This is a genomic window from Nonomuraea sp. NPDC049695, assembly GCF_040674955.1.
In the GTDB taxonomy this organism is placed as follows: Bacteria; Actinomycetota; Actinomycetes; order Streptosporangiales; family Streptosporangiaceae; genus Nonomuraea; species Nonomuraea helvata.
Map to the genome: position 1 here is coordinate 14,878 of NZ_JBFANV010000057.1, position 23,577 is coordinate 38,454.

Below are 23,577 nucleotides of genomic sequence, written 5' to 3' on the forward strand. Positions count from 1 at the left end.
GCCCTCAGGAAACCTGACATCATTCACGGCTTATACCAGGTCGACCATGTGGACCATTCACTGAATGGGATATGGGCATTCTCGAAGTTATCCTTGATCGACCCGGTGATCGGGTTCCCATCCCTGCCGATGACTCTGCCATTGTACCGGACCACAACATGATCGACCTGTTGAGAGGGCTGAGGGTTGTCGGGATTCCCTCGATCGATCCTTACTCCATTCCCCTGATTCTCTGGATCCTGCCAGCGAGTTCCGACGCCCTTCTTGTTCGGTTTTCCACTCCCCCATTCTGAGGGGATATGGTCGGTCCGGCCATCCGGTATCCAGCAGGGGTTGGAATTATGGACAAGGATATCCCGCTGTCCCGCCAGCACGTAATAGGTGTGCAGGTTGGCGATGCTCAGGTTGTGGACCCGTTGTACAGTCGTCCACTTCTGCACGGCCGTGATCTGCACATAGGTCCCGGCGGACGTCCGCAGCCATTGGCCCGGCTGGAGCGCGTCGGCGGTGACCCACTTACGCAGCGCGTCCACCCAGAACGGGTGGTGCTCGGTGGCGATCAGCGCGCCGCCGCCGTCGCTGCGCACGCTGATCTGGACCAGGCGTTTGACGCCCTCTGAGGTGATGAGGCCGGTGACGGGCTCCGGACCGGTGCGGCCGGTTTCCGGGTCGGTCGCGATGACCAGGTCGCCGGTCTTGACGTCCTTGATGGGCTTGGTCGTGCCGTCGGCCATCAGCACGTGCGTTTCGGGGACGAAGCTGCTCTTGCACGCTCTCGCGACGTCTTCGACGACGTCTCCACGCTTCGCTCCGACCTTGGCGGCCTTGCCCAGGGTCTTGGCCGTCTTGCCCAGACCACCGGAGCCGATGGTGATGGCGATGTCCAGGCTGGCCCACAAGCAGGACGAGCCCGAGCCGTGGGCGCATTTGATGTAATCCGCGACGCCGAGGACGTCCAGGACGGTGGACAGGCCGGGCGGGCCGGCGCTTCCGACGATGCCCAGCTCGGCGGCCGCCTCACAGAATCGCTTGCCGTGATCAAGGCATTGGCCCGACGCCCATACGCTCAGGTTGGTCGCGTAGTCGTTGGTGTACAGCTCAGGAGCGACTGCCTGCAATTCCGCCTGAGTGGGGACATAGACGCCCTCGATGACGACCGACTCCTGGGTGGGCATGACGCGATAACGCGGCTTGCTATGACCGCCACCACCGCCGCGGCTGCCCGGGGCGTACATGCCGCCGCCGCTTCCGCGCGGGGCATCCGGGGTGTTCTTGTCGTCGGGTCTCTTGTTCACCCCGCCCGCACCGTACTCGCAGGAGCCGGTGTTGCCCTTGGAGTCGACGCAGCCGTAGTCCAGGCCGCTCGGGTCGCTGAAGGTGAGCGGGTTGTTGCCGGCGTAGGCGTAGCCCTGGTACTTCTGCGGCTCCGCCAGGTCCATGACCGGGTCCACGCTGAGGAACCGCCCGATGGCGGGGTCGTACTCGCGCGCCTCCAGATGGGTCAGGCCGGTCGCGGCGGTGTCGTCGATGCCGCCGACGAAGCCCCTGGTGCCCGGCCACAGGGTGAGCGGGGTGCCGCGCGGGCCGCCGAACGGCAGGGTGCGGCGCTGGGTGAGGTTCAGGGTCGCGGCGTCCACGGCGAGGTTGCCGGTGCCGTGGTGGTCGGCGATGGTGAAGGAGACGGAGCCGTTGTCCTTCTGGACGGCCTGGTGGCCGCCGCCGAGGTCGAGGTAGCGGGTGGCCTGGGTCGCGGTGGCGCCCTTGGCCAGGGTGATCTCGGTGCTGCCGAGGTAGAGGGTGGTCTCGGTGGGGGTGCGGCCGATGAGGCGGTTGCCGTCGGCGTCGTAGACGTACTCGGTGACCTTGCCGTCGGTGCCGGTCACCTTGGCGAGGTGGCCTTCGACGTCCCAGTCGAGGGTCTGGCCCTTGCCGGCGACGACGCGGGTGCGCGTGTTGCCGGTCTCGTCGTAGTCGAAGGTGTCGGGTGCCGCTCCGGTGGAGGGGGTGATGGAGGTGACGGCGTGCGGGCGGGGCTTGCCCGCCTCGGGGTAGGCGTATGTGCGGGTGGTGTCGCCGGTGGGGTCGTGCTGGGTCTCGGTGACGCGGTTGCCGACCTTGTCGTAGCCGTAGGTGTGCCAGTACGGGGCGGGCCCGCCGGGTGCGGGGGTGCCGGTGCAGGAGGTGGTGGCCTGGGCCCAGGCCTCGGTCAGGCGGCGCAGGTGGTCGTAGGTGAAGCACTGCGTGTCGTTTCCGGGGGCGGACACGTCCGACACCGACAGGACGTTGCCGGCCTGGTCGTAGCGGAAAGTCGAGGACTGGTCGGCGCCCGGCATGTCCTGGCGGTGCACCGTGGTGGAGGCGAGCCGCTGCGTGCCGTACTCGTAGGCGTTGGCGACCTCGGTCAGCTTCCCGTCGGTGACCGACATCCTGTACGTCAGCGGCTTGCCGGTGTAGGAGTAGCCCGTCGTCCCGGTGACGCCGAAGGCGTTGACGGTGGTCGGCCGCAGGGTGACGTCCTCGTAGGCGTAGGCCACGGTCGCGGCGGGCAGCGAGCCCGCCGCCGGGTAGCCGGTGCCCTCCAGCAGGCCGGACACCTTGTAGGAGGTCCTGGCCCGGTAGGTTCCGGCCAGCGCGCCCTCGGCGGCGTCGATGGCGACCTCGGTCGTCACCGGCCGGTAGAGCCGGTCGTACTCGGTCACCCGCGAGGTGTAGGTCCTGCCCGAGGCATGCCGGGTGGACTCCGACAGCCGGCCTTCCTTGACCGTGTCGTACGTCCACTCGGCGCGCAGCTCCCCGGTGGCCGAGCCGGCGCGGAGCTGGGTCCTGCGGCCGAGCCCGTCGTAGACGGAGGCGAGCGAGCCGCGCGCGTCGGTGGAGAGCGTCAGCAGGCCGCGGTCGTCGTAGTCGTTGTGGCTCGCACCCTGGTCGGGGTCCTTGGCGTCGGTCAGCCGGCCGAGCAGGTCGTAGGTGTAGGTCCAGGTGTTGCCGGCCGGGTCCTTGACCTTCTCCAGCTTGCCGGCGGGGGTGTAGGCGAAGGTGGTGACGTCGGCGGCGGCGCCGGCCTCGCGCTGGTGGTGCTGGTGCAGCTCGACGGTCTGGCCGCGGGCGTCGGTGACCGTGGTGGTGGCGGTGCCGCCCTGGGGCGGGATGACGGTGACGCGGTCGCCGCCGTAGACGGTCCTGGTGGTGGACAGCACCTGCCCGCCGCCGCTGTTGCCCGCGATCTGCTTGACCTCGGTCTCGCGGCCGAGCCCGTCGTAGACGTGGTGGAACTGCGATTCGAGGGTCAGGGCGTTCGCCGGTTTGAAGAGCTGTCCGGCTTTGCCGTCCTTGGTGTAGTAGGTGGCGAACTCGACGTCGATCAGGCCGCGCTCGTCGTAGAGGGTGTCGGAGATCAGCAGCCCGCCCTCGGGGCCCGGGCTCTGGGTCTGGCGGGGGCGCAGGAAGCCGTCGAACAGCGTGTACGAGGTCAGCTGCTCGCCCTGGTTGCCGATGGTCTTCGTGCCGACGGCGGCGGCCCGGTCGCCGGTGATGGAGTAGGTGAACTCGTACGTCGGGGTCTGCCCGGTGAGCCGGTCCGGGAGCCAGACCTTGCTCGTGCGGCCGAGCGCGTCGTAGGCGAGGTTCGTGGCGTTGCCGTTGGTGTCCACGACGCGGGCCGGCAGCCCGCGGGCCGGGTTGAAGGTGGTGACGGTGACCTGGGTGCTGGCCGGGTCGTCCGGCCTGGCCCGGGGGGTGGTCGTCGTCAGGGTGGTCGCCAGGCCGGTCGCCGGGGCCCGCTGGGTGGTCGTGGTGCGGCCGTCGGTGCGCGCGGTCCTGGTCACCGTCCCGCCGCTGGTGACCTTGACGTCGGCGGTCAGGTCGGTGCTGGACGTCACCCGCCCGTAGCCGTCGTAGGCCGAGCCGGACTCCAGGTAGACGGCGGTCGTGCCGGAGTACTTCTGCAGCACGGCGGTCGCGGTCGGGTCGCCCTTGGACGGGGCGGCGCCGTACGCGCCGCCGTCGTAGGCGGACCTGATGTCGGTGATGACGTCGTCCGGCCGGGCAGGGGTGGTGCCGCAGGCCTTGGCGACCGTCTCGACCCGTGCGGGCAGCATCAGCAGGCCGCTGTCGGCGGCGTACGTCGTGCGCGTGCACGTGTCGTCGGCGGCCGTGGAGTCGTCGCCGAGGTCGTTCACGCTGGTCAGACGGCCCGCGACGGTGTCGTAGGTGTTGGCGACGGAGGTGGTGCGCCACTTGTCGCCCTTGCCGCCGTCGAGTGAGGTCCAGGACTTCGAGCCGGCGGTGCCGGTGAAGTTGGCGGTGATCGTCCCCCAGTCCCGCTCCTTCTTCGCGGTCTCGCGGTGCCACGGCCTGGTCACCTTCTTGGCCAGCACCGCGCCGTCCGGGCCCGAGTAGGTGACGCTCTTGTACGCGAACCCGGCGGCCGACTCGTGGTCGGTGATCGGGTCCCCTTCCCCGGTCTCCAGCTTCACCTCGACGGACTTGGTGCCGTCGCCGGAGTCGCGGCCCTTCCTGTCGCCGTCCATGCCGCGCAGGAAGTAGGAGTCGGCCTGCGTCTTCATCACGCCGTCCGCGCCGCCGGTACGCACCTGGACGTGCCCGTAGCCGCGCCACTGCGACCAGGTCTTGAACTTCTCCTTGGTCAGGCCGTCGTCATCGTCGTAGTGCCAGGCCGCGCCGTCCTTGTAGGCGTAGGAGGTGACCTGGTCGGCGGCCCCGCCCGTGCGGTCGGTCGAGACCACCTTCTCGACCACGTACTTGTTGAACCAGCTCAGCTCGGGGTCGTCGGTGGAGCTGCCGCCGATGTACTGCGGGAAGCAGCGGGTGGTGTTGGTCTGCGGGACGGGCAGCTTGTTCCAGCCGCACTCGGGCTCGGAGTAGGTGACGTCCACCTGGCCGCCGGCCTCGTCCGAGATCGTGCTCAGCCGCTCCTTGATGAACGGCGCGTAACCGTCGCCGGTCTTGTCCAGCCGGTTGTCCATCTGCGTGTAGGTGAACACGGTCTTCGGCAGGGTGATCGCGGGGGTGGCGGTGTGCCCGGAGCGCTGCACGGAGGTCAGCAGGAGCTGGTAGTCGGTGTCGGACATGCCCCAGCGGTGGGTGAAGGCCCACGAGTCCGCCTGCTTGCCGCCGATCTCGGTGGTGATGGCGGTCAGGCGCTTGCGGGTGAAGAACGACGGCGACAGCCGGCCCTCGTCGCAGTCCTCGCCGTCGTCGCAGTTCAGGTCCCATGGGGTGTCGTACCAGCCGAAGGCGTCCTGGTCGATCGAGGTGCACGTGGAGCCGGGCAGGCAGCGCTCGCCGCTGGTGAAGTTCACCTTGGCGAGCGCGGCGGTGGTGTAGATCGTGTTCTTGCGCAGCCCGTACTCGATGGACTTCAGCACGCCGCCGCGCACGTACCGGGTGTTGTTCTTCTCCTCCAGGAAGCGGCCGTAGGAGTTGGGCTCCTGCTCGTAGTAGTAGGCCATGGCGTTGCCGTGCGGGTCCACGACGTAGTCGAGGTTCCACCGCCAGCCCTGCCTGCACCACGAGTCGCTGATCTTGTCGGCGTGGCAGTCCTCGCCGGCGTCGTCGCCGAACACCGGCACCGTCCAGGTGGACCCGGTGGTCGTCTTGCCGCTGCTCCAGCCGGGCAGCCGGTTGTAGCCGAAGTAGTACTGGACGCCGTCGGGGGTCGTCAGCTTCCAGTACTCGTCCTTCCTGGCGCCGTTGTCGCGCACGTCGCCCGTGCCGCCGTAGATCCGCTGGATTTTGCTGCCGTCGTCGCCGCGGAACCTCCAGGTGTCCTTGCCGTCGGGGACGAGCTCGCCGCCCTTGCCGTCGAAGGAGATGAACGCGTTGTCGTACGCCCAGCACAGGTCGCCGATCTTGAAGCCGTCGGCGTTCTTCACCCCGTCCTCGGAGCACGACTTGTAGCGGCGCTCGATGTAGCCGGGCGACAGGTCGAAGCCGTCGCCTATCCAGGACGACTGGTTGTTGGTGCTGGAGGTACGGCCGTCGATCCCGCCGGAGGAGTAGGACAACTTCAGGTCGGGGGTCAGCCCGCCGGGCACGTCCGGCACGCCGATGGGGTAGCTCCAGCCGAAGTCGCCGGTGTTCAGGTCGGTCGCCCAGGTGGACGAGGGCGACAGGGGGCTCGCCGTGTAGTCGCCCTTGTCGCCGGCGGCGGCGGAGACCGCGGCCAGCACGGTGGGCGCGCCGGCCCGCATGGGCACCTCGGGCGCGGTGAGTGTGTGCTTCTCGACGTCGTTGACCGTCTTGACGGGCGTTTTCACCCGGCATTCCGGCTTGGCCGGAGTGGTGAGAGCGCAGGCGGGCAGCTCGGCCAGCGTCAGACGGGAGGCGTACGCGCCGCCGTACAGCTCGGCGAAGCCCGCGTAGTCGAGCGCCGCCCGCGTGACAGGCTCCCTGAGCCCGGCCCCGGCCACGAGGGTGAACACCGGACCGGACGCCCCCGCGGCGCGGGCGTTGTCGCGGCCGAGCAGCCGTACCTCGACGCCGGCATCGGCGGACACGCCCGCGGCCGGCCAGGTCGCGGCCGGTTTCCGCTGGGCGGGCAGCTTCTCCACGGGCCGTGGCCTGGCCTGGGCAAGCGCGCCCGGCACCGGTTCGTCCCGCCGTGGAGGGCCGTCCTGGGCGGCGACCTGCGGGGTGAACGGCAGCACCTGCAGCAGCCCGCTCGCCACGATCACGGCCAGAGCCGGTGAGAGGCGCCGCCACCATCGGAGGTTGTTCATGGCGAACCTTTCAGCTACCGGGGACTTGCGAGGGGATGCCGGGCTGGCCGACCGCCAGGTGCGCGATCTGCAGCTCGGTCAGCGCGCCCTGGAAGGCCCACACGTCGGAGATCACGCCGTACCAGTACTCGCCCCAGGTGGACGCGCCGGTCCTGGAGCGGCCGAGCTGCATGGGCTGGGTGGCCTTGAAGGCGCGGGTGTTGTCGGTCCAGGAGATGCGCGGCTCGCAGGCCGGATCGTCCTGCTCGCCGTCGTCATCGTCGTCGGCGCATCCCACGCCCTGCGCCTCGCCGTCCACGTACAGGGTGAGCTCGTTGGCGAAGGCGTCGTAGACGACCGCCAGGTGGGTCGGATCGGTGGGGCCGTAGAACTGGCCGTGCTCGGCCTCGGCGACGAGCGCGCCGTCGGTGTCGGCGTCGGCCATGGTGACCTGCCACCGGCCCGGGTCGGTGGGCGGCTCGTCGGGGTCGTCGGGGTCGGCAGGGGGAGGTGGCGGCAGATACCGTACGGTGATCGCGCTCTGCTTGGCGCCGGGCACGGTGAGCACGGTGCTCTGCTCCTCGGGGAACGACGACGCCTTGGCCCACAGGGCGACCGTGAAGCTGCCGCTGGTGTCCACCGGGGTCGCGGCGGTCACCGCGTACTGGTTCGAGCCGTTGAGCGTGAGCTGCCCGTCGATGAAGCCGGGGGCCACGGTGGCGCCGTTCATCAGGGTGAGGTCGTTGCGCGGCTCGGTGTCGTCCCGGGTGACCGTCCCGGTGGCCGTCATGAGCTTCCAGCGGGCGGTGACCACGGGGAGTTGCCTGAACAGCTGGCCGACCTCGCCGGCGGACAGCACCCGGTCGTAGAGACGCAGGTCGTCCAGCCTGCCGCGCAGGAAGCTCACCGGGGCGGCCGAGCCGCCCACCGGGCCCGCCGCGCCCATGGTGAGCTCGCCGCCGGCGTACCACGGCGTGGTGAAGGGGCGGGTGGCCCTGAGCTTGCCGTTGACGTAGAGCTGGATGACGGCGGCGTCCTTGTCGTACACGCCCACCAGATGCGACCACTCGCCGAGCCCGGCGCCCACGCACTTGACGGTGCCGTCGCCGCACGGGTCCTGCACGGCGCGGATCGGGGTCGCGGCGGAGCTGTCGGAGTCGGCCCGCATGAACACCCAGCCGGACGCCGAGGAGTGGTACAGCTCGAAACCTCGGTGATTGACGCCCGCCTGGCCGATCACCGACATGTTCCTGGCCGCCTTATCAGGCGGCAGCCACGCCCAGGCCGAGACGGTGAAGCTCTGCGCGGTGTCCACCATGGGGCGGCCGGCGGCCGCGTAGTCGTCGGTGCCGTCCAGCTCCAGTGCCTGACCGCTCACCCCGAGCACGCCCGCGCGGGCGCCGCCGCGCAGTGCTGCGCCGGCCTGCTGGGGCCGGCCGGTCACGTGCGCCTGGTCGGCGCTCTCGTCGAGGTTCCAGACGAGCTCGGCGGGGCGGTTCGTGGAGACCGGCTGCCTGGCCGCCAGGCGCTGGATCTGGTCGCCGGGAAGCTGGTAGTCGAAGAGCTGGATCTCGTCCAGGTCTCCGGCGAAGAAGTTCCTGATCCAGTCGTTGCGCATGCCCGCCGCGCCCAGGACGGTCCTGCCGCGGGCGTCCCAGGGCCGGTCGTGGATGGCCTGTCCGGCGAGCACGCCGTTCACGTACAGCCTGAGCTGCTGTTCGGCGTTGTCGAACACGCCCACCAGGTGTGTCCAGGTCCCGAGCCTGGAGGCCGCGCACGCCGTGTCGCCGGACGGGCAGGGCGGCTGCGCGGCCTTCACCTCCGCGGCCGCCGCCACGTCGGAGGCGTGCGTCATGAACGTCCAGCGGTCGCCCAGGTAGGTCAGCTCGAAGCCGCTGGTGTTGACGCCCGCCTGCGAGATCGCCGTCACCGCGGTGGGAGCCCGGCCGGCCGGCAGCCGCGCCCACAGCGACACCGAGAAGCTCTTGGCCGTGTCCAGCGCGGGCGCCTCGGTGACGGCGTGGTCGTCCACGCCATCCAGGTGCAGGCCGCCCGCGCCCGCGACGCCCTCGCCACCCGGTGTCAGCCCGCCCTGCAGCGCGGCGGGCCATTCGGCGCCGCCGGATGCCGCCTGCGTGGCGCCGGCGTTCTCGTCCAGTTGCCACGCGGCGCGTTCCTGCTGGCCGGACCGGACCCTGAAGCGGTAGCTGTACGGGGCCGAGGCGTTGCCTGCCGCGTCGAAGGAGCGCACGTAGAGCGTGTTCAGGCCGATCCTCGCCGGCAGCAGCTTGATCGTCTTGTCGGCGCCGTCAGTGGTGGCGACCGCGTGGTCGGAGGAGGCGTCGACGTTCAGGCCCCACCAATACTTGACCACGCCGTCGTCGCCGCTCTTGAGGGTGAACCTGCCGTACTGGCCCATCCCGTCGTACCAGGGGGCGTTGGGGTCCTCGGAGTCAAAGGCCGGGTACTCCGGCGAGGTGACGGTCGGCGCCGGCGGGGCGGTGGGGTCGTAGGTGAAGTAGCAGGACGTCGGGCTGCCCTCGTGGGACCACGGCGAGTACCGCGCACCGTCATAGACGCGGGCGAACCAGTGGATCGGCACGTTCTTCGGGAGCGTTGACGGCAGGGGGATGGAGAATTCGGACCCGGACGCCTTGGCCGGCGTCAGCCGGTCCTTCGGCGCCCAGGACCCGCCCTCCCACTCGGCTTTGAACTCCAGCCTGATGCGGTCGCCGTCGGGGTCGGTGACGTGGTTGGCGTGGATCTTGCCGAGGGTGCGCACGTACGGGGCGTCCGGCGGGCGCTTGCAGATGCCGCCGTACTCCATGCTGAGCTGCGACATCTTGAGCTGCGGCGGCGGCCGGTTGTACCTGACGCGCAGGTAGGCGTCGTCGGTGAAGCGCTTCCAGCCGTACGGGTCCTCCTCGTCGGTGGCCTGCATACCGAACGTCAGGGTCGACCAGTTGTTCTTGGCGGCCAGTTGCACGGCGGGCTTGACGTCGAACTCGGCGTCCTTGGCGGCGCAGCCGTCATAGCCGTGGGCGAAGGTGTCGGCGTCGAGCTTGTCGAGCCAGAAACTCGACGGCTCCTGCACCTTCCACGTGGTGGAGGAGGAGATGTTCTTGGTCCGCCACACCTGCACCTCGCGCTTCTCGGTGCAGGAGGCCGACCAGATGTTGCGTACGACGAACTCCGCCTCCAAGATCGTCTTGCCCGCGAACTTGGAGGTCGGCAGGCGGTAGAACAGGCGTTTGGTGTCGTACGGCTTGCAGTAGGCCCAGCCGCAGTAGCCCAGGCCCTCGTCCGATTTCTCGTTGAACCTCCACTGCGGGCTGTTGGCCCAGTACTTCGAGGCCATCGTCCAAGCGGTCGCCTTCGGCGTGTACACCTGCGGGTCGATGAACACCGGATACACCGTGTCCTGGCCGCGCAGCACGCCCAGGTCGGGTTTCAGGGTCAGCTCGCCGCCGCCGGCCGGCACGTCCACGTCAACGGCCGCCAGCTTGCCCGTCTGGCCGGGACCCGGCTCGCCCGCCGTACGCAGGGTCTGGCCGGAGCCGCCGCTGGAGTCCCACATCAGCGGCTGCGCCGCCTCGAACACCACGCCGCCCGAGCCGTTGTCGGTCACGGACAGCCCGCCCGCCTCCGTCTCCTTGACGGTCATGCCGTCGGCGGCCAGGCCGAGGCGCAGGCCGGCCAGCCGGGCGTCGGCTGCGGCAGCGGCCGACTTGACCACCAGCACCTGGCTGTAGCCGTCCTCCTGGGCCTTCATCCGCAGGTCCACGCCGGGCAGGACGTCCGGGTAGGTCGCGGTGTCGCCCTCCAGGCGCGGCGCGGGCAGCGGGCCCGGCCACGAGAGCGCCAGGGTGCGGCCCGCCTGGGTGATCCGCACGAGGGGCTTGTCGCCGCCGCCGGAGAAGCCGAGCCCGACCGTGGCGGCCTTGGGCGCCACCATGCCGTCGCCGGTCGTGGCGAGGGTCGTGTCGATCGGCGTCCACGTGCCGGAGATCCTGGTACGGATCGGGCGCAGGTACTCGCGGGCCTCCAGGCTGCCGTCCGGGGTCGCGAAGACGTCGGTACGCTCGCCGCGCAGCGCGGCCACCTCCACGGGGGCGCCGAGCCGCGCGGCCTTGGCGGCGGCCTCTTCCTCGCTCGCCTCGGCCGGGGCGGCCGCTGCGGTGGGCACTGTGGTGGGCACTGTGGTGGACGCGCGGGCGGGGAGTGGTTCAGCGGGTAATGCGATGATCGCGGCGACGGTGGCGAGGGATAAAACTCCGGAAGCCAGACGTGTGAGGTCCACTGATATTTCCTCGTCTCATGAAATCCAGCCGCGGCGGCGGCACACGGCGGAACAAGATGCCGAACGCCCGGCCGTCCCGGGAAAAGCGGCGCCCGGCTTACCGGAGCCCGGCTTACCGGCGCCGGGCTTACCGGAGCCCGGCGAAAGAGGGGGCGATCACATCAGCGTGGTTCGCGGAAAAGATGGGAGGCGGCGCATCGGTCGGTTTTCGTCCGCCAGGTCATCGCCGGTGCGGGACCGGCCGGCGCTTCCCGTGTGCCGGAGGAACAGAGTCGCAGGGCTTCCACGACGGGCGCGTACATGCGGGCCTTGATCTCGCCCAGCGCGGGACCCGCCCTGTGGTTGTGGTCGCGGGCCATGTTCACGGCGAGCCCGCGAATCGTGTCCACGTCCACGATGCGGTCCACGATCTCGGCGGCGAGGGCGTCGTAACCGTCGAAGCGGCGGGCGGTGACGACGGCCTCGTGCGCGACCTGAGCGGTCAGCCGTGCCCTGACCAGCGCGGACAACCCCGCGGTGAAAGGCAGGCCGGCCTCGGTCTGGGGCAGCCACCACGAGCCCCGGTCGCGACGCATCACCCGGAAGTCGTGGGCCAGCGCGAACATGGCGCCGGCCGCGAACGTGTGCCCCTGCAGGGCCGCGACGGTGACCACGGGGAAGGTCAGCATGCGGGCGAGCAGTCCCTGAACGGCCACCACGTACGCGTGCCCGGTCCCGTGCGTCGTGCCATCCGAGAGTGGCCCGCTCGAAAAGAATTTGTTCTCCGTGAGCGTCACAAGAGATCTCGGCCCGTCGCACATCTCTATTTCGTCGAGCAGGTCGTGCACGGCGTCGATCCAGGCGAGGTTCATGCAGTCCTCGTTATCTCGGATATCGAGAATGAAGACATCGTCCTGTCGATCGAGCACGGGCATGACCGCTCCTCACAACGCCGCTTTTATAACGCCATCGTGGGCTCAGGAGAACCGGCACGCATCTGTCGCGTGACTGGTCACCCGGTCAACTCGGAGGCGGGGCCGCACCATTCGGCCAGCGGCCGGGCCAGATCTCCGTCGCCGGCCCAGGCGAGATGGCCGTCGGGCCTGATGAGCAGGTCGCGCCTTCCCAGGTCGGCGGGAACGACGTGGTCCACCCGGTCGCTCCAGCCGGGCGGCGGCACCCGCGTGGTGCTGAGCACGAACCTGCCGCCGCGCAGCGCCTCGTACAGCCTGCCGGGCTTCTCTCCGTGGAGTGCGAAGTCGGGCACGCGCCTGCCCACCCACGGATGGGCGCCCTCCGGCGCGGCGTAGCGGTGGGCGAGGCCGGACAGCATGTTGAGCGCCACGGCCCTGCGGATCGGCCTGACCCGCATGGCGGCGCCGCTGACCTGGTTGCGGACCGCCCGCAGCACGGGCGAGCGCAGCAGCGCGAGCCGGGTGAAGATCCCGCTGGTGCGCAGGACGGTCGCGCCCACCGGGTGGCGCTCGTTCTCGTAGGTGTCCAGCAGCCCGGGCCTGGCCCAGCCGCGGACCGCGGCCACGAGTTTCCAGCTCAGGTTGGCCGCGTCCTGAAGGCCGGTGTTCATGCCCTGGCCGCCGGCGGGCGCGTGCACGTGGGCGGCGTCGCCCACGATGAACACCCGCCCGTTCCGGTAGTGCGTCGCCTGCCGCTCCTCGCTGTGGAAGCGCGACAGCCAGCGAGGGCTGTGCATGCCGAAGTCGGTGCCGTACGCCTTGCGGGTCAGCCACTTCAGCTCCTCCAGATCGACCGGCGCCTCGGCGGGCAGGTCGCCGTTGAGGTGGTTGCGGCCGATGACGCGGTACCAGCCGTCGCCGAACGGGCCGATGAAGACGAACCCCTCGCGCACGCCGTTGACCGACAGGACGTCCTTGGGCGGCTCGGTCAGCCGGACGTCGGCGAGCATCATCGACCGGGCCACGTCATGGCCGGGGAAGGCGAGGCCGGCCGCGTCGCGGACGACGCTGTACCGGCCGTCGGCGCCCACCACGTAGAGCGCGTTCAGGGTGCGCTCCTGCCCGTCGGACGTGCGCACGTGCACGCTCACGTCGTCAGCGCTCTGCCGCAGGCCGGTGACCTCGTGCCCGGCCAGCAGCTCGGCGCCGGTGTCCAGGGCCCGCTTCATGAGCATCCGTTCGATCTCGTACTGGGGCGTGATCAGCATGTACGGATACCGGCTCGGCAGCTCCGCCATCCCCACCATGACCTGGTCCCAGACCATCAGTCCCGGAACCGTGCTCCCGCCGGCGAGGGCCTGCTCGGCCAGGCCGCGCATGTCCAGCACCTCCGTCGTCCGCGTCTGCACCGCGAACGCCCGCGACAGCGGCGACTCCTCCGTGCGCCGCTCGACCAGCGTCACCCGGATTCCCGCCCTGGCCAGGTCTCCGGCGAGCAGCAGCCCGACCGGCCCGGCTCCGACGACGATGACCTCCGCGTTCATGTGGTCTCCTCCTTGAAGACGATCATCCTGAGGAACAGGGACACGCACGAGTCGACGTCGAGGGCCTCCACGGGCTGGTCCGTCCCGGGGGCGACGAGAAGAACCTGCGTCAGCGCGTGGATCACCAGCGGTGCCACGAACAGAAGGGCCGCGTTGCGCACGTCCATGTCCTCGATCACGCCGGCGTCCCGCGCGGCCGCCAGTAGCCGTCTCACCACCGCCAGCGCCCGGTCGGGGACGGCGGCCCTGAAGGTCTCTCCGACGTGCGGCAGCCTCGGCGTCTCGGCGATGACGATGCGCGCCAGCTCCATGTACTCCCGGTCCATGAGCCCCGCCAGGAGCTTGTGCGCGAGATCGCGCAGCTCGCGCTCCAGGCCGGCCCTGGAGGTCACGGTCGTGGCCGCGACACGGGGTTCCTCGTTCGTGGTGATCAGGCGCTCCAGGACGTCCGCCAGCACGGCCTCCTTGCTCGGATACCGCGTGTACAGGGTCTCCTTCGACACGCCCGCCTCCTTCGCCAGGGCCGCCGTGCTGACATTGGCGAACCCGTGACGCAGGAACAACGTCTTCGCCGCGGCCCGGATCTGCGCGACCTTCACGTCATGACGTTCCACCTGACACCTCCTTGTCGAACCGAACGGTACGGTTCGAGCGTATGGGGCCCCGCCGACGCCTTCAAGGCTCACCGGGCCGGCGTGCGGGCACCGCCCCGATCAAGGCGCCCGTACGCTTCGCCGTGCCCCTTTCAGGGCAGCAGCACCGTCGCCCCGACCACCTCACGGCCGGCGATGGCGCGGTGCGCCTGCTCGGCCTCCTCCAGGGAGAGCTCCTGCCCTATCGTGACAGCGAGCTCACCGCCGGCCAGAAGCCGCACCAGCTCCTGAACGACCTCCGCCAGGCGGCCGGGCTTCTGCATCTGCCCCGGGAGCCCGTAACCGATGATCGACTGGTTGTTGAACATCAAGGACATGCCCGCGACGGCTGCCGGAGAGCCGCTGGCGGCCCCGAAGCTCACCAGCCGCCCGAACGGCGCCAGGCACTCCAGGCTGCGCGCGGCGATGTCGCCCCCCACGGAGTCGAGCACCACGTCGACCCCCTTGCCGTCCGTGGCGTCGAGCACCTGCTGCGGCCACTTCTCATCGGTGTAGTCGACGGCGACGGCACCGAGACCGCGGATGTGCCCGAGCTTGCCGGGCCGGCTGGCGGTGCCGATGACCGTGCCCGCACCGTGCAACCGGGCGAACTGCACCGCCAGGTTGCCCACCCCTCCCGCCGCGGCGTGGACGAGTACGGACTCCCCGGGCTGCAGCCGAGCAGCGTCATGCAGGGTCTGGTAGGCCGTCACGCCCTGCACCGGCAGGGCGGTCGCCTCACGCACGTCGACCGCGTCCGGCAGCGGGACGACCGCCGAAGCGGAGGCCAGGGCGTACTCGGCGTAGCCGTGCTCCACCCACGCCATCACGCGGGAGCCCTGGGCGGGCGCGCTCACATCGGCGCCGGCCGCGGCGATCCGTCCCGCCGCGACGAGCCCCAGGCCCGCGGGAAGAGGCAGGCCGGGCCCGAATCCGCCCTGGCGTTTCATGACGTCGCCGTAGGTCACGCCGGCGGCCTCCACCTTCAGCAGGACCTGACCGGCCCCGGGCATGGGGACGTCGATCTCGTCCAGGCGCAGCACTTCCGGGCCGCCGACCGCGTGCATCTGGATGGCTCTCATGTGTTACTCCGTGATCCGAATGTCGTGGTGAGATAGCTGGAAAGGTCGTGGACGTCGCCGCCGAGCACGGCCAGGTAGCCGTCAGGGCGGACCAGGACGAGCCCGTCGCGCTCGATCCCGCAGCGCTCCCGGACCCGGGCGTCCGAGACGAGCCGGACGTCGATCAGGTCGGCGAGGTCGGCGAGCACATCCCGCAGCGCGGGCGGCTCCACGCCGAAGACCAGCAGCGTGTGCTTCCACGGGTGCTGCAGGCCGATCTCGGGGAAGCGGTCGCCGACGAGGAGCCGGCCGTCGTCGCCTCCGCCGCCCGAGCCGTCGCGATAGGACACGTCGAGCTGGGTCAGAGACCGCGACAGGACCTTCTGCACGGCGGGCAGCCGGGTGAGGCGCGGCGCCACGTTGCGCCGCAGGGCCGTCGCGATGGGGCTGCGCAGCAGCGTCATGCGGGTCGCCCGGCGCGTCCCCTTCACCAGGCGCGCCGCGACCGGCGAACGCTCCTCGGCATAGGTGTCCAGCAGGGTCGCGGGTGCTCGCCCCTGGACGACGGCGGCGAGCTTCCAGCCGAGGTTGAAGGCGTCCTGGATGCCGGTGTTCATGCCCTGCCCGCCGACGACGGAGTGCACGTGGGCGGCGTCGCCGGCGAGGAAGACGCGGCCGACCGAATGGCGTGCGACCTTGCGCTGGTTGATGCGGAAGCGTCCCGAGTGAACGAGCTCCACCAGGCGGCTACCCGGCGGGGAGCACCTGGCCACGGCGGCCTGGACCTCCTCGAACGTCACCTCGCCCTCCACCACGTGGCCCGGCGGGTAGGCGATCGTGATGCGGTGCAGGCCCCCGGGCATCGGGAAGTAGGCCACGAACCAGCCCCTGTCGAGGAAGGTGTGGAAGATGTCGTAGGGCGCCGACCAGTCCAGCCGGCCGTCCGCCACGGCGAAGTTCTCCTCGAACGCCTCGCCCATGAACGGCACGCCGAGCAGGTGGCGTACCGTGCTGTGCGCGCCGTCGCAGCCGATCAGCCACGGGGCACGGACCTGCTCCTTCGTACCGTCGCCGTGCAGCAGCTCCGCCTCGACCTCGACCTCGCCGAACCGCTGCGACAGAGCGGTCAGCTCGACCTCGCGCTCCACCTTGACGCCGCAGTCCAGGAGCTTGCGGGTCAGGACCGCCTCGACCTTGGGTTGCGGCGCCATCAGCAGGTACGGGTGGGGCGTGTCCAGCCGGCGCAGGCTCATGTCGAGAAGTTGCCTGTTCTCGCTGTAGATGCGGAAGTCGGCCACCCGGACGCCCTGGGCGAGCGCCGCCTCCGTCACCTCCAGGCGCTCGAACAGCTCCAGCGTTCTCGGCTGGACTCCCAGTGCCCTGGTCTCGGTCATCGGCGCCGGAGCGGCGTCGATGACGCGTACGCCGACGTCGCGCCTGGCCAGCTCGATCGCCATGGTGAGCCCGGTCGGCCCGGCGCCGACGATCAACACCTCCACGCTCGTCCCCCCGCGTCGTCCTGGCACCTGCGTCGCATTGACTACTCCCCTCGAACCGAACCGAACGGGACGGTTCGGATGCTACGCCGCGCCCGCCCCCTTCCGCCCGCTCCCCGGCCACAACCAGTCAATTGACGGATACACCGGTCGCCCGACGGATTCGGCGGCGACCGGCCGTGGCTAGCCTGCTCGGGACGGATCGGCTATGGACGGACTGCCGGATGGATGAGCACAACCAGCCGCCCGCCAGGCCCCGGGGCAGGCGGCCTGCGGCGTCCAGGCCCGCCATCGACGAGATCCTGGAAGCGGCGCGGCAGAGCTTCGCCGACCGGGGCTACGCCGCCACCTCGATCCGCGAGGTCGCGCGCAAGGCCGGCGTGGACCCCGCGCTCGTTCTCTACTACTTCGGCGACAAGACCGGCCTGTTCCGCGCCGTGGTCCAGCCCGCGTGGGAGATCCTCCGTGACGCCGCCCCCACACCCGGCCAGGACGGACCCCGCGCGCTCGCCACCCTGTGGCTCGCGGACATATGGGACGACCCCGCCCGGGCACAGGCGATGCGCATCCTGCTGAAAGGCGTGTGCTCGGAGGACGGGCTGCTGGAGGCGGTCCCCGGCATCTTCGGCGACGCCCCGGCCCCGCTCCATGCCGCCCTGCTCGGCTTCGTCGTGGTGCGCCACGTGTTCCGGTTCGAGCACCTGGCGTCCATCGGCCCCGAGGACCTCATCGAACTCCTCCTGGAAGAGCCCTGAACCTCAGTCCAGGACAGCGACGGCCTCGACCTCGACGAGCAGGTCGGGCTCGCCGAGTGCGGCGACGCCCACCAGCGTGCCGGGCGGTGCCAGGGTGACGCCGAGCTTCCCGGCGGCCCGGGCGATCCCCTCCAGGAGCAGGGGCATCTTGTCGAGGGTGTAGCCGACGACGTAGATGGTCACCTTCGCCACGTCGTCGAAGGAACCGCCCGCCGCCGCGAGCGCGGTGGCGACGTTGAGGTAGCACTGCTCGGTCTGGATGGCGAGATCGCCCTCCCCGACCCTGTTCCCGGCGGCGTCGCGGGCGACCTGCCCGGCGACGAAGACCATCCTCGACCCGGTGGCGACCGCCACCTGCCGGTACGCCTCGGTCTGCGGCAGTCCTTCGGGGTTGATCAGGGTGACGGCCATACTGACTCCTTCGTCGTCTCGGCACCTGCAAGATCCGGACTATAGCCGGGCACCGGTCAGGTTACGGATGCGCCGTCGCCGGTCGCCGCGATCTACTCGTGGTCCTGGGGGGTGACCGGTGTGACGAGACGTCCAGGACGCGAACGACCCTGATCGACTACCTCGTCGGCCTCGGCCACCCGCCGCTCCTGGCCGCCGGTGTGGCCGGGCTGCTCGGGGTGCTGTCGGTCACCGGCCGGCTGGTCACCACCGGCCTGCAGCGCCGGTTGCCCGTGGCACTGGTCGCCGCGGTCATCTTCACCCTCCAGGCGGCGGGCGCCGCGGCGCTGCCGTTCGCCGGGGCGAGCCGGGCCGGCGTGATCGCCGCCGTGCTGCTGTTCGGGCTCGGCCTCGGGGTGGGCACCATCGCCAGGCCGCACCTGCTGACCGAGCGCTACGGCACCACGGCCTACGCCAGCCTGTCCGGGCGGGTCGCGCTGCCCGCCATCCTCGCCAAGGCCGGCGCCCCCGCCGCCGCCATGGCCGTCGCCGGCACGGCCGGATACGGGTGGGTGATGGCCGCCGTCACCGTCGCCTGCCTGGCCGCGGCGGCGTCACTGACCGCCTTCCATCACGCCCACTCGGAACCACCAGACTGAAGGACGACTGCCCTCCCGGAGCCGCCCGCCTGATGGACGGCCTTCTTCCATCACGTCCCCTCGGGGTCGCCCACCTGGAGGACGACCTTGCCCGTGGTCCGCCCCTTCGCCACCAGGTCGTGGGCCGCGGCGGCCTCCTCCAGTGGGAACTCCCGCTCCACGTGCACCGCCAGCCGCCCCTCGCGATACAGCCGCGCCAGCGCCTCCAGTCCATCGCCATCCGGCTCCACCAGGTACGACAGAGCGCGCACGCCGAGTTCATCGGCCCGCTCGGTCATGCCGGGCGTCCACGCCCCCTGCCCGCTCACCATCACCCCGCCCTGGCGCAGGGACTCCAGGGTCTGCAGGCCGGTGTCCCCGCCGAACATCTGGATGGCGACGTCAACGTCCCGCACCGCCTTCGTCACGTCCACCGCGGTGTAGTCGACCACCTCGTCGGCACCCATCCGGCGGACGAAGTCGTGCTTGGCCGCGCTGGCCGTACCGATCACGTAGGCGCCGCGGGCCTTGGCGACCTGCACGGCCAGGTGCCCCACTCCCCCGGCCGCGGCGGCCACCAGCACGCGCGTGTCCGGGCCGACGCCGGCGACGTCGACCTCCATCTGCCACGCCGTCAGGCCCGCCAGCGGCAGCGCCGCCGCCTCGGTGAACGACATGCCCTCCGGCATCAGCGCCAGGTGGCGCGACGGCGCCGTCACGTACTCGGCGTACGCGCCCGCCTCACGCGGGAACCACGGCATGCCGAACACCCGGTCGCCTTCCTTGAACCGGGTGACCCCGTAGCCCACCTTGACCACGACACCCGACACGTCCCAGCCGTTGACGAACGGCAGGCTCAGCACCCGGTTGTAGGCCACCCCCATCCGGGTGTAGACGTCCACCGGGTTGATCCCCGCGGCGACCACCTTGACCAGCACCTCGGTCGGGGCCGGCTTCGGCTCCGGTACGTCGGCGACCTCCAGCACCTCCGTGCCGCCCCATTCCCGCTGTCGCACCGCACGCATGTTTCTCCTCAAGTTCGGAATATCGGCTTGTGACGTTATTACGGAATATGTCCGGCGGAATCTGTACGACGACTGGTGTCTGTCGCTGAAACATTCACCCGGCAAGCCACAGGATCACGTCCTGACCCCATCGACCTGGTCTCTCGCACTTCAGAGCGGAATACCGTCCCGGAATCGGACGCACGAAAGAGCGCGTTTTCCGCGCATGGCGGAAATCGTTATTCGTGGCGGCCCGCCGGCGTCACTCCGGCGCCGATCATTTTCTGTGAATCGGCAGCCGAACAATCGATGGAACCGCCACCCTGCGCGCCGGCCCTTCGTGCTGACGGCCGGGCTACTTCTCGCCGGCGGTCTGCGACGCGTGAGCCTCCAGCAGCAGCCGGGCCACCTCGCGCGGGTGGGTGCTCATCGCGTCGTGCGGGGCGTCCAAGGGCAGCGTGCGGTAGCCGACCGCCTTCCCGAACTGGTCGAACGGGAAGGTCACCGGGCGGCAGTAGATCGCGGTGCCCGGGATCTGGTTGACGGCGCCGCTGAGCCGGGTCGCCTCGGTGAAGGTGCGCAGCGGCTGGGGCCGCAGGCGCCCCGCCAGCGCGCGGGCCTGCTCGGGGTCGGTGATGCCGAAGCGCTCCGGCTGCGGGGCGGGCACGTGGCGGCCGTCGGCGCTGGCGCGGGCGTTCCTGCTGATCGCGGTGACGAAGGCGTCCGGTGCCAGGCTGAACAGGCTCTCGCCGTCGTCCCCGGCCCAGCCGTCGATCATGATGAGGTGGCTCACCAGACCGGGCCGGGCGTCGGCCGCCTGGCGGACGACGAGACCCGCGTAGCTGTGCCCGACCAGCACCACGTCGTCGTGGGAGGCCACGTCGTCCAGGGCGGTGAGGAGCTCCTGGACGTGGGTGCCCAGACCGGCGTCGCCTTCCAGGGTCAGGCTCGGGGTCACCGTCCGCGCTCCGGCCTCGTGCAGGAGCGGGGTGACGCCGTCCCATGCCCAGGGTCCGTACCAGGCGCCGTGGACGAGAACAAAAGTGGTCATGCTTTTCCTTTCGCATGCAACAGAGGCAGAACCGTGCCGGCGAACTCCTCCAGGGCCGCGCGATGGTCATCGGCGGCCAGGCGGATCACCAGGTGGCGGGCGCCGGCTTCGGCATAGGAGATGAGCCAGTCCGCGGCCTCGCGGGCCGGGCCGGCGAACATGGCCTGGATGGCCTCGACGGCCTCCAGCGGAGCGTTGTAGTACCGCTCGATGCTGACGCGCAGCCGCTCGCGGGCCCGTCCGGGGTCCTCGTCCAGGCAGAGCGTCGCGTAGAGGGCGGGCGTGACGGCCCGGGTCGCGCTCTGCTCGATGTAGGCCCGTTCGTGGGCGTAGGTCAGGATGTGGGGCGGGTAGGGCAGCCAGCCGTCGGCCAGCCGGGCGACCCGCCGCAGCGCGGGCTCGCCGCCGCCCGCGAGCCAGATCGGCGGGCCCGACGGGCGGACCGGTGCGGGGGCGAGCGTCACGTCGTGGAAGGTGACGGCGCGGCCGGTGTAGGAGACCTCTTCGCCGCTCCACAGGCGCCGCATCGCCTCGATCGACTCCTCCAGCAGCGCGATGCGGCGCTCGAAGGCGACTCCGACCGCCGCGAACTGGGCCTTGGTCGCGGCGTTGGGGAACCCTCCGCCCATGCCGGCGATCAGCCGTCCGTCGGAGAGGCGGTCCAGGGTGGCGAGCTGGTGTGCCAGCAGGACCGGGTGGCGGAGCGCCGGCAGCAGCACCGCGGTGCCCATGGTGATCCGGCTGGTGGCGGTGGCCACCGCCGACAGCAGGAGCATGGGGTCGGCGCGGGGTCTGGTCAGCGGGCTGTCACCGGCCCAGACCGAGTCCAGGCCGAGGGCTTCGGCCTGGCGGGCCTGGTCGATCAGGCGCTTCAGATCGTGGTCGCCGCGTACGGCGTGGTCCCGTGTCGGCAGCAGGTAGCCGACCTTCAGTGGGGCCATGGCGGCTCCCTCCCGTCATCGTCGCTTCCTCATCTTAAGCATGTGCTTCTTGTTTTTGAAGTGCTAAGTTTCATTACAAGGAGCAAGAATGAGGACGCAGCCCGGCGGGCGTACGCGGGAATCCGCTGGTCAGCGGCCGGATTCGGCCTCCGCGGCGGAGCGGTCAAGCTGGGAGAAGAATCGGCCCGCGTACGACGCGGGATCGCCGCCCTGGGCGATGACCGCGACGGCCACATCGCCCTGCCAGCCGACGAACCACGCCGGGCTCTTGCCCTTTCCGGTCGCGGCGATGCCCGAGACGGCGCCGCCCGGCGAGGCCGCCGCTGCCGCCGAACCGGTCGTGACGCCCGCGCGCATCATCGCCCGCAGCATGGGCAGCGTCGTGACGTCGAGCGGCACGGAAGCCGGTGCGGTGGCGGCAGGACTTGGTGCGATGACCAGGTGTGGTGGCCGCCAGGTGCCCGAGGCGACGGCGCCGGCGACCAGCGCCATCGCCAGCGGGCTCACCTCGGTGTCCTGTCCCGCGAGGAACCGCGCCTTGCCGGCGACGGAGTCCAGCGCGCCGAACCTGCCGCTGAACGACTTCAGCGGCAGCGTCCACGGCTTGCCGATGCCGAAGTCGGCCGCGGCTCTGCCCAGCTCATCGGCACCCTGCGGGCGAGCGAGGCCAGCGCGGTGACGCAGCTCCGGGCGAAGTTCTCCCGGAAGCTCCGCACGGCGGTGGCGGTCATGCCCTCCTGCTCGAACGGGGCCCCGCCGACCGACCGCCCGGCGGGGCAGGCCAGCCGCTGACGGGGCTTGACGCCCTTCTTCAGCAACGCCGCGGCCGCGATGACGGAGAACACGGTGCCGGCCGGATACCTGCCCGCCAGCACGTCCTTCTCCTCGTGCAGGCCGGGCGTGGCGCTCACCGCCAGCACCTCACCGGTCGACGCCCTGACCGCCACCATGCCCGCCGAGGGGCCCGCCGAGGGGCCCGCCGAGGGGCCCGCCGAAGTCGCGGTCGCCAGCGCCGTATCGGCCGCCGCCTGGGTGGTGCCGTCGATCGTCGTACGGACGGGGGCGTTCGCCCGGCCCTCCCAGGTCGTCAGCTCGGCGACCTGCGCGCCGGTCCTGAGATCGACCGTGATCACCGACGTTCGCGTGGACCCGGTGAGCTCGTCCTGGAAGGCCTTCTGCAGCCCGGACAGACCGATGGAGTCGCCCGCGCGCTGCGGCCCGCCGAGCTGCTGCTCGGTCTCGGCGCTCAGCGCGCTCACCGTACCCACGATCTGCTCGGGCGGCAGCGGCGCGAACAGCACCTGCTCCTCCTGGACGGTCACCCCCGGAATCCCGGCCAGCCTCGCCTGGAGCCGTCGGTACTTCACCCGGCCGAAGGTGACCAGCGGGACGAACGTGTCCGGCGTCGCCGAGCGGATCCGTCCCAGCAGCCGGTCCGCGGCGAACCCGGTGAGCCCGGCCAGCGCGCCGGCCGCCTTCCCCGCCTGGTCGCCCAGGGCCGCCGGGGTCACCCCGGCGACGTACACCGTGGTGTTCCTGTGCAGCGGGCGGCTGTCGCGGTCGAGCACGGAGCGGCGCGCCAGCGGCACCGACTTCACCGCGAACCGCTGCCCCTCGCGCAGCTGGGGGTGGATGACGCCGGGCGACCAGCGCACCTTCCACACGCCGCCGACCAGGTGCAGCGGCAGCCTGCTCCGGTACCCCCACAGGGAGGTGCTCTCGCCGAGGTCCACCTCCACCGCGAACTCCGCGACCGACTCGCCGCCGTCCACGGTCAAACCCTTGATCTTGAAGCGGAAGGAGGCCGCGTCCAGGTGAACGCGGGCGTCCTCGAGCGCCTTGGCGACCACCCGGGGATCACCGTCCGTACGGCCGGCCGCCAGGGCGTAGTCGCCCGACTGCCAGCCGACGAGGAAGTCGCGCACGGCGTCGTGCGGGGAGGGCTCCTCGAAGCACCCGCTCAGCGTCGTGCCGAGAACCGCCACGGTGGTGGCCGTCGCGAGGGCGCGCCGCATGCGGGCCATCACGCGTCTTGGGCGGACATCTGGTGCCGGTCGTAACCCCTCGCGCATGTCGCCGCAGTCCCCCTGTAGGCCGAGTCGTTTACTGCCGATTCGCGCAAGGGTAGTGCCCGATCATGGACCGCACCCGCC

General features: G+C 71.0%; 13 protein-coding genes and 1 pseudogene. 2 read left to right on the forward strand and 12 right to left on the reverse strand.

What is annotated here, in order from left to right; translation table 11 throughout:
* Positions 1 to 23: 23 nt before the first annotated feature.
* From AB0J64_RS36835 to AB0J64_RS36865, 7 genes are all read right to left on the reverse strand, one after another.
* A complete protein-coding gene (locus AB0J64_RS36835) occupies positions 24 to 6,740 on the reverse strand; it encodes a polymorphic toxin-type HINT domain-containing protein (RefSeq protein ID WP_364037822.1) in 6,717 nt (2,238 codons plus the stop codon).
* A 10-nt stretch (positions 6,741 to 6,750) separates the two neighbouring features.
* Positions 6,751 to 11,019: a LamG domain-containing protein gene (locus AB0J64_RS36840; protein WP_364037825.1), complete on the reverse strand. Its 4,269-nt coding sequence runs from the start codon at positions 11,017 to 11,019 to the stop codon at positions 6,751 to 6,753.
* Between the two features lie 161 nt (positions 11,020 to 11,180).
* Positions 11,181 to 11,870 (reverse strand): enoyl-CoA hydratase/isomerase family protein, encoded by a 690-nt coding sequence (locus tag AB0J64_RS36845; protein WP_364037828.1) that lies wholly within the window; start codon positions 11,868 to 11,870, stop codon positions 11,181 to 11,183.
* Positions 11,871 to 12,010: 140 nt separating this feature from the next.
* The gene (locus tag AB0J64_RS36850) at positions 12,011 to 13,456 is read right to left on the reverse strand and encodes an FAD-dependent monooxygenase (protein ID WP_364037831.1); all 1,446 of its coding nucleotides are present in this window, start codon (positions 13,454 to 13,456) and stop codon (positions 12,011 to 12,013) included.
* Positions 13,453 to 14,070 (reverse strand): TetR/AcrR family transcriptional regulator, encoded by a 618-nt coding sequence (locus AB0J64_RS36855; RefSeq protein ID WP_364037834.1) that lies wholly within the window; start codon positions 14,068 to 14,070, stop codon positions 13,453 to 13,455. The genes AB0J64_RS36850 and AB0J64_RS36855 overlap by 4 nt, the downstream gene beginning before the upstream one ends.
* 131 nt (positions 14,071 to 14,201) lie before the next feature.
* Positions 14,202 to 15,170, reverse strand: coding sequence for a zinc-binding dehydrogenase (locus AB0J64_RS36860; protein ID WP_364037837.1), 969 nt, complete (start codon positions 15,168 to 15,170; stop codon positions 14,202 to 14,204).
* Positions 15,167 to 16,648, reverse strand: coding sequence for an FAD-dependent monooxygenase (locus AB0J64_RS36865; RefSeq protein ID WP_364037840.1), 1,482 nt, complete (start codon positions 16,646 to 16,648; stop codon positions 15,167 to 15,169). Before AB0J64_RS36865 ends, AB0J64_RS36860 begins: the two co-directional genes overlap by 4 nt.
* A gap of 221 nt (positions 16,649 to 16,869) precedes the next feature.
* Between AB0J64_RS36865 and AB0J64_RS36870 the strand changes: the two genes are divergently transcribed.
* A complete protein-coding gene (locus AB0J64_RS36870; RefSeq protein ID WP_364037843.1) occupies positions 16,870 to 17,400 on the forward strand; it encodes a helix-turn-helix domain-containing protein in 531 nt (176 codons plus the stop codon).
* A gap of 3 nt (positions 17,401 to 17,403) precedes the next feature.
* On the opposite strand, the gene AB0J64_RS36875 is transcribed toward AB0J64_RS36870, so the two are convergent.
* Complete coding sequence (locus tag AB0J64_RS36875) at positions 17,404 to 17,811, reverse strand: RidA family protein (protein ID WP_364037846.1); 408 nt, start codon at positions 17,809 to 17,811, stop codon at positions 17,404 to 17,406.
* A 98-nt stretch (positions 17,812 to 17,909) separates the two neighbouring features.
* Here AB0J64_RS36875 and AB0J64_RS36880 point away from each other — a divergent pair, with 98 nt between their 5' ends.
* The gene (locus AB0J64_RS36880; RefSeq protein ID WP_364037849.1) at positions 17,910 to 18,449 is read left to right on the forward strand and encodes a hypothetical protein; all 540 of its coding nucleotides are present in this window, start codon (positions 17,910 to 17,912) and stop codon (positions 18,447 to 18,449) included.
* Between the two features lie 50 nt (positions 18,450 to 18,499).
* On the opposite strand, the gene AB0J64_RS36885 is transcribed toward AB0J64_RS36880, so the two are convergent.
* From AB0J64_RS36885 to AB0J64_RS36900, 4 genes and pseudogenes are all read right to left on the reverse strand, one after another.
* Positions 18,500 to 19,453: an NADP-dependent oxidoreductase gene (locus AB0J64_RS36885; RefSeq protein ID WP_364037852.1), complete on the reverse strand. Its 954-nt coding sequence runs from the start codon at positions 19,451 to 19,453 to the stop codon at positions 18,500 to 18,502.
* 334 nt (positions 19,454 to 19,787) lie between these two features.
* Positions 19,788 to 20,483 (reverse strand): alpha/beta hydrolase family protein, encoded by a 696-nt coding sequence (locus AB0J64_RS36890; RefSeq protein ID WP_364037855.1) that lies wholly within the window; start codon positions 20,481 to 20,483, stop codon positions 19,788 to 19,790.
* Positions 20,480 to 21,424: an LLM class flavin-dependent oxidoreductase gene (locus AB0J64_RS36895; protein ID WP_364037858.1), complete on the reverse strand. Its 945-nt coding sequence runs from the start codon at positions 21,422 to 21,424 to the stop codon at positions 20,480 to 20,482. Before AB0J64_RS36895 ends, AB0J64_RS36890 begins: the two co-directional genes overlap by 4 nt.
* Positions 21,425 to 21,553: 129 nt before the next feature.
* Positions 21,554 to 23,496: pseudogene (locus AB0J64_RS36900) on the reverse strand (penicillin-binding transpeptidase domain-containing protein).
* Positions 23,497 to 23,577 lie beyond the last annotated feature (81 nt).

Coding starts and splice junctions, on each gene's coding strand:
- AB0J64_RS36885 (WP_364037852.1), bottom strand. CDS start 19,453: ATGCGTGCGGTGCGACAGCGGGAATGGGGCGGCACGGAGGTGCTGGAG.
- AB0J64_RS36890 (WP_364037855.1), bottom strand. CDS start 20,483: ATGACCACTTTTGTTCTCGTCCACGGCGCCTGGTACGGACCCTGGGCA.
- AB0J64_RS36875 (WP_364037846.1), bottom strand. CDS start 17,811: ATGGCCGTCACCCTGATCAACCCCGAAGGACTGCCGCAGACCGAGGCG.
- AB0J64_RS36850 (WP_364037831.1), bottom strand. CDS start 13,456: ATGAACGCGGAGGTCATCGTCGTCGGAGCCGGGCCGGTCGGGCTGCTG.
- AB0J64_RS36870 (WP_364037843.1), top strand. CDS start 16,870: ATGGATGAGCACAACCAGCCGCCCGCCAGGCCCCGGGGCAGGCGGCCT.
- AB0J64_RS36835 (WP_364037822.1), bottom strand. CDS start 6,740: ATGAACAACCTCCGATGGTGGCGGCGCCTCTCACCGGCTCTGGCCGTG.
- AB0J64_RS36845 (WP_364037828.1), bottom strand. CDS start 11,870: ATGAACCTCGCCTGGATCGACGCCGTGCACGACCTGCTCGACGAAATA.
- AB0J64_RS36860 (WP_364037837.1), bottom strand. CDS start 15,170: ATGAGAGCCATCCAGATGCACGCGGTCGGCGGCCCGGAAGTGCTGCGC.
- AB0J64_RS36895 (WP_364037858.1), bottom strand. CDS start 21,424: ATGGCCCCACTGAAGGTCGGCTACCTGCTGCCGACACGGGACCACGCC.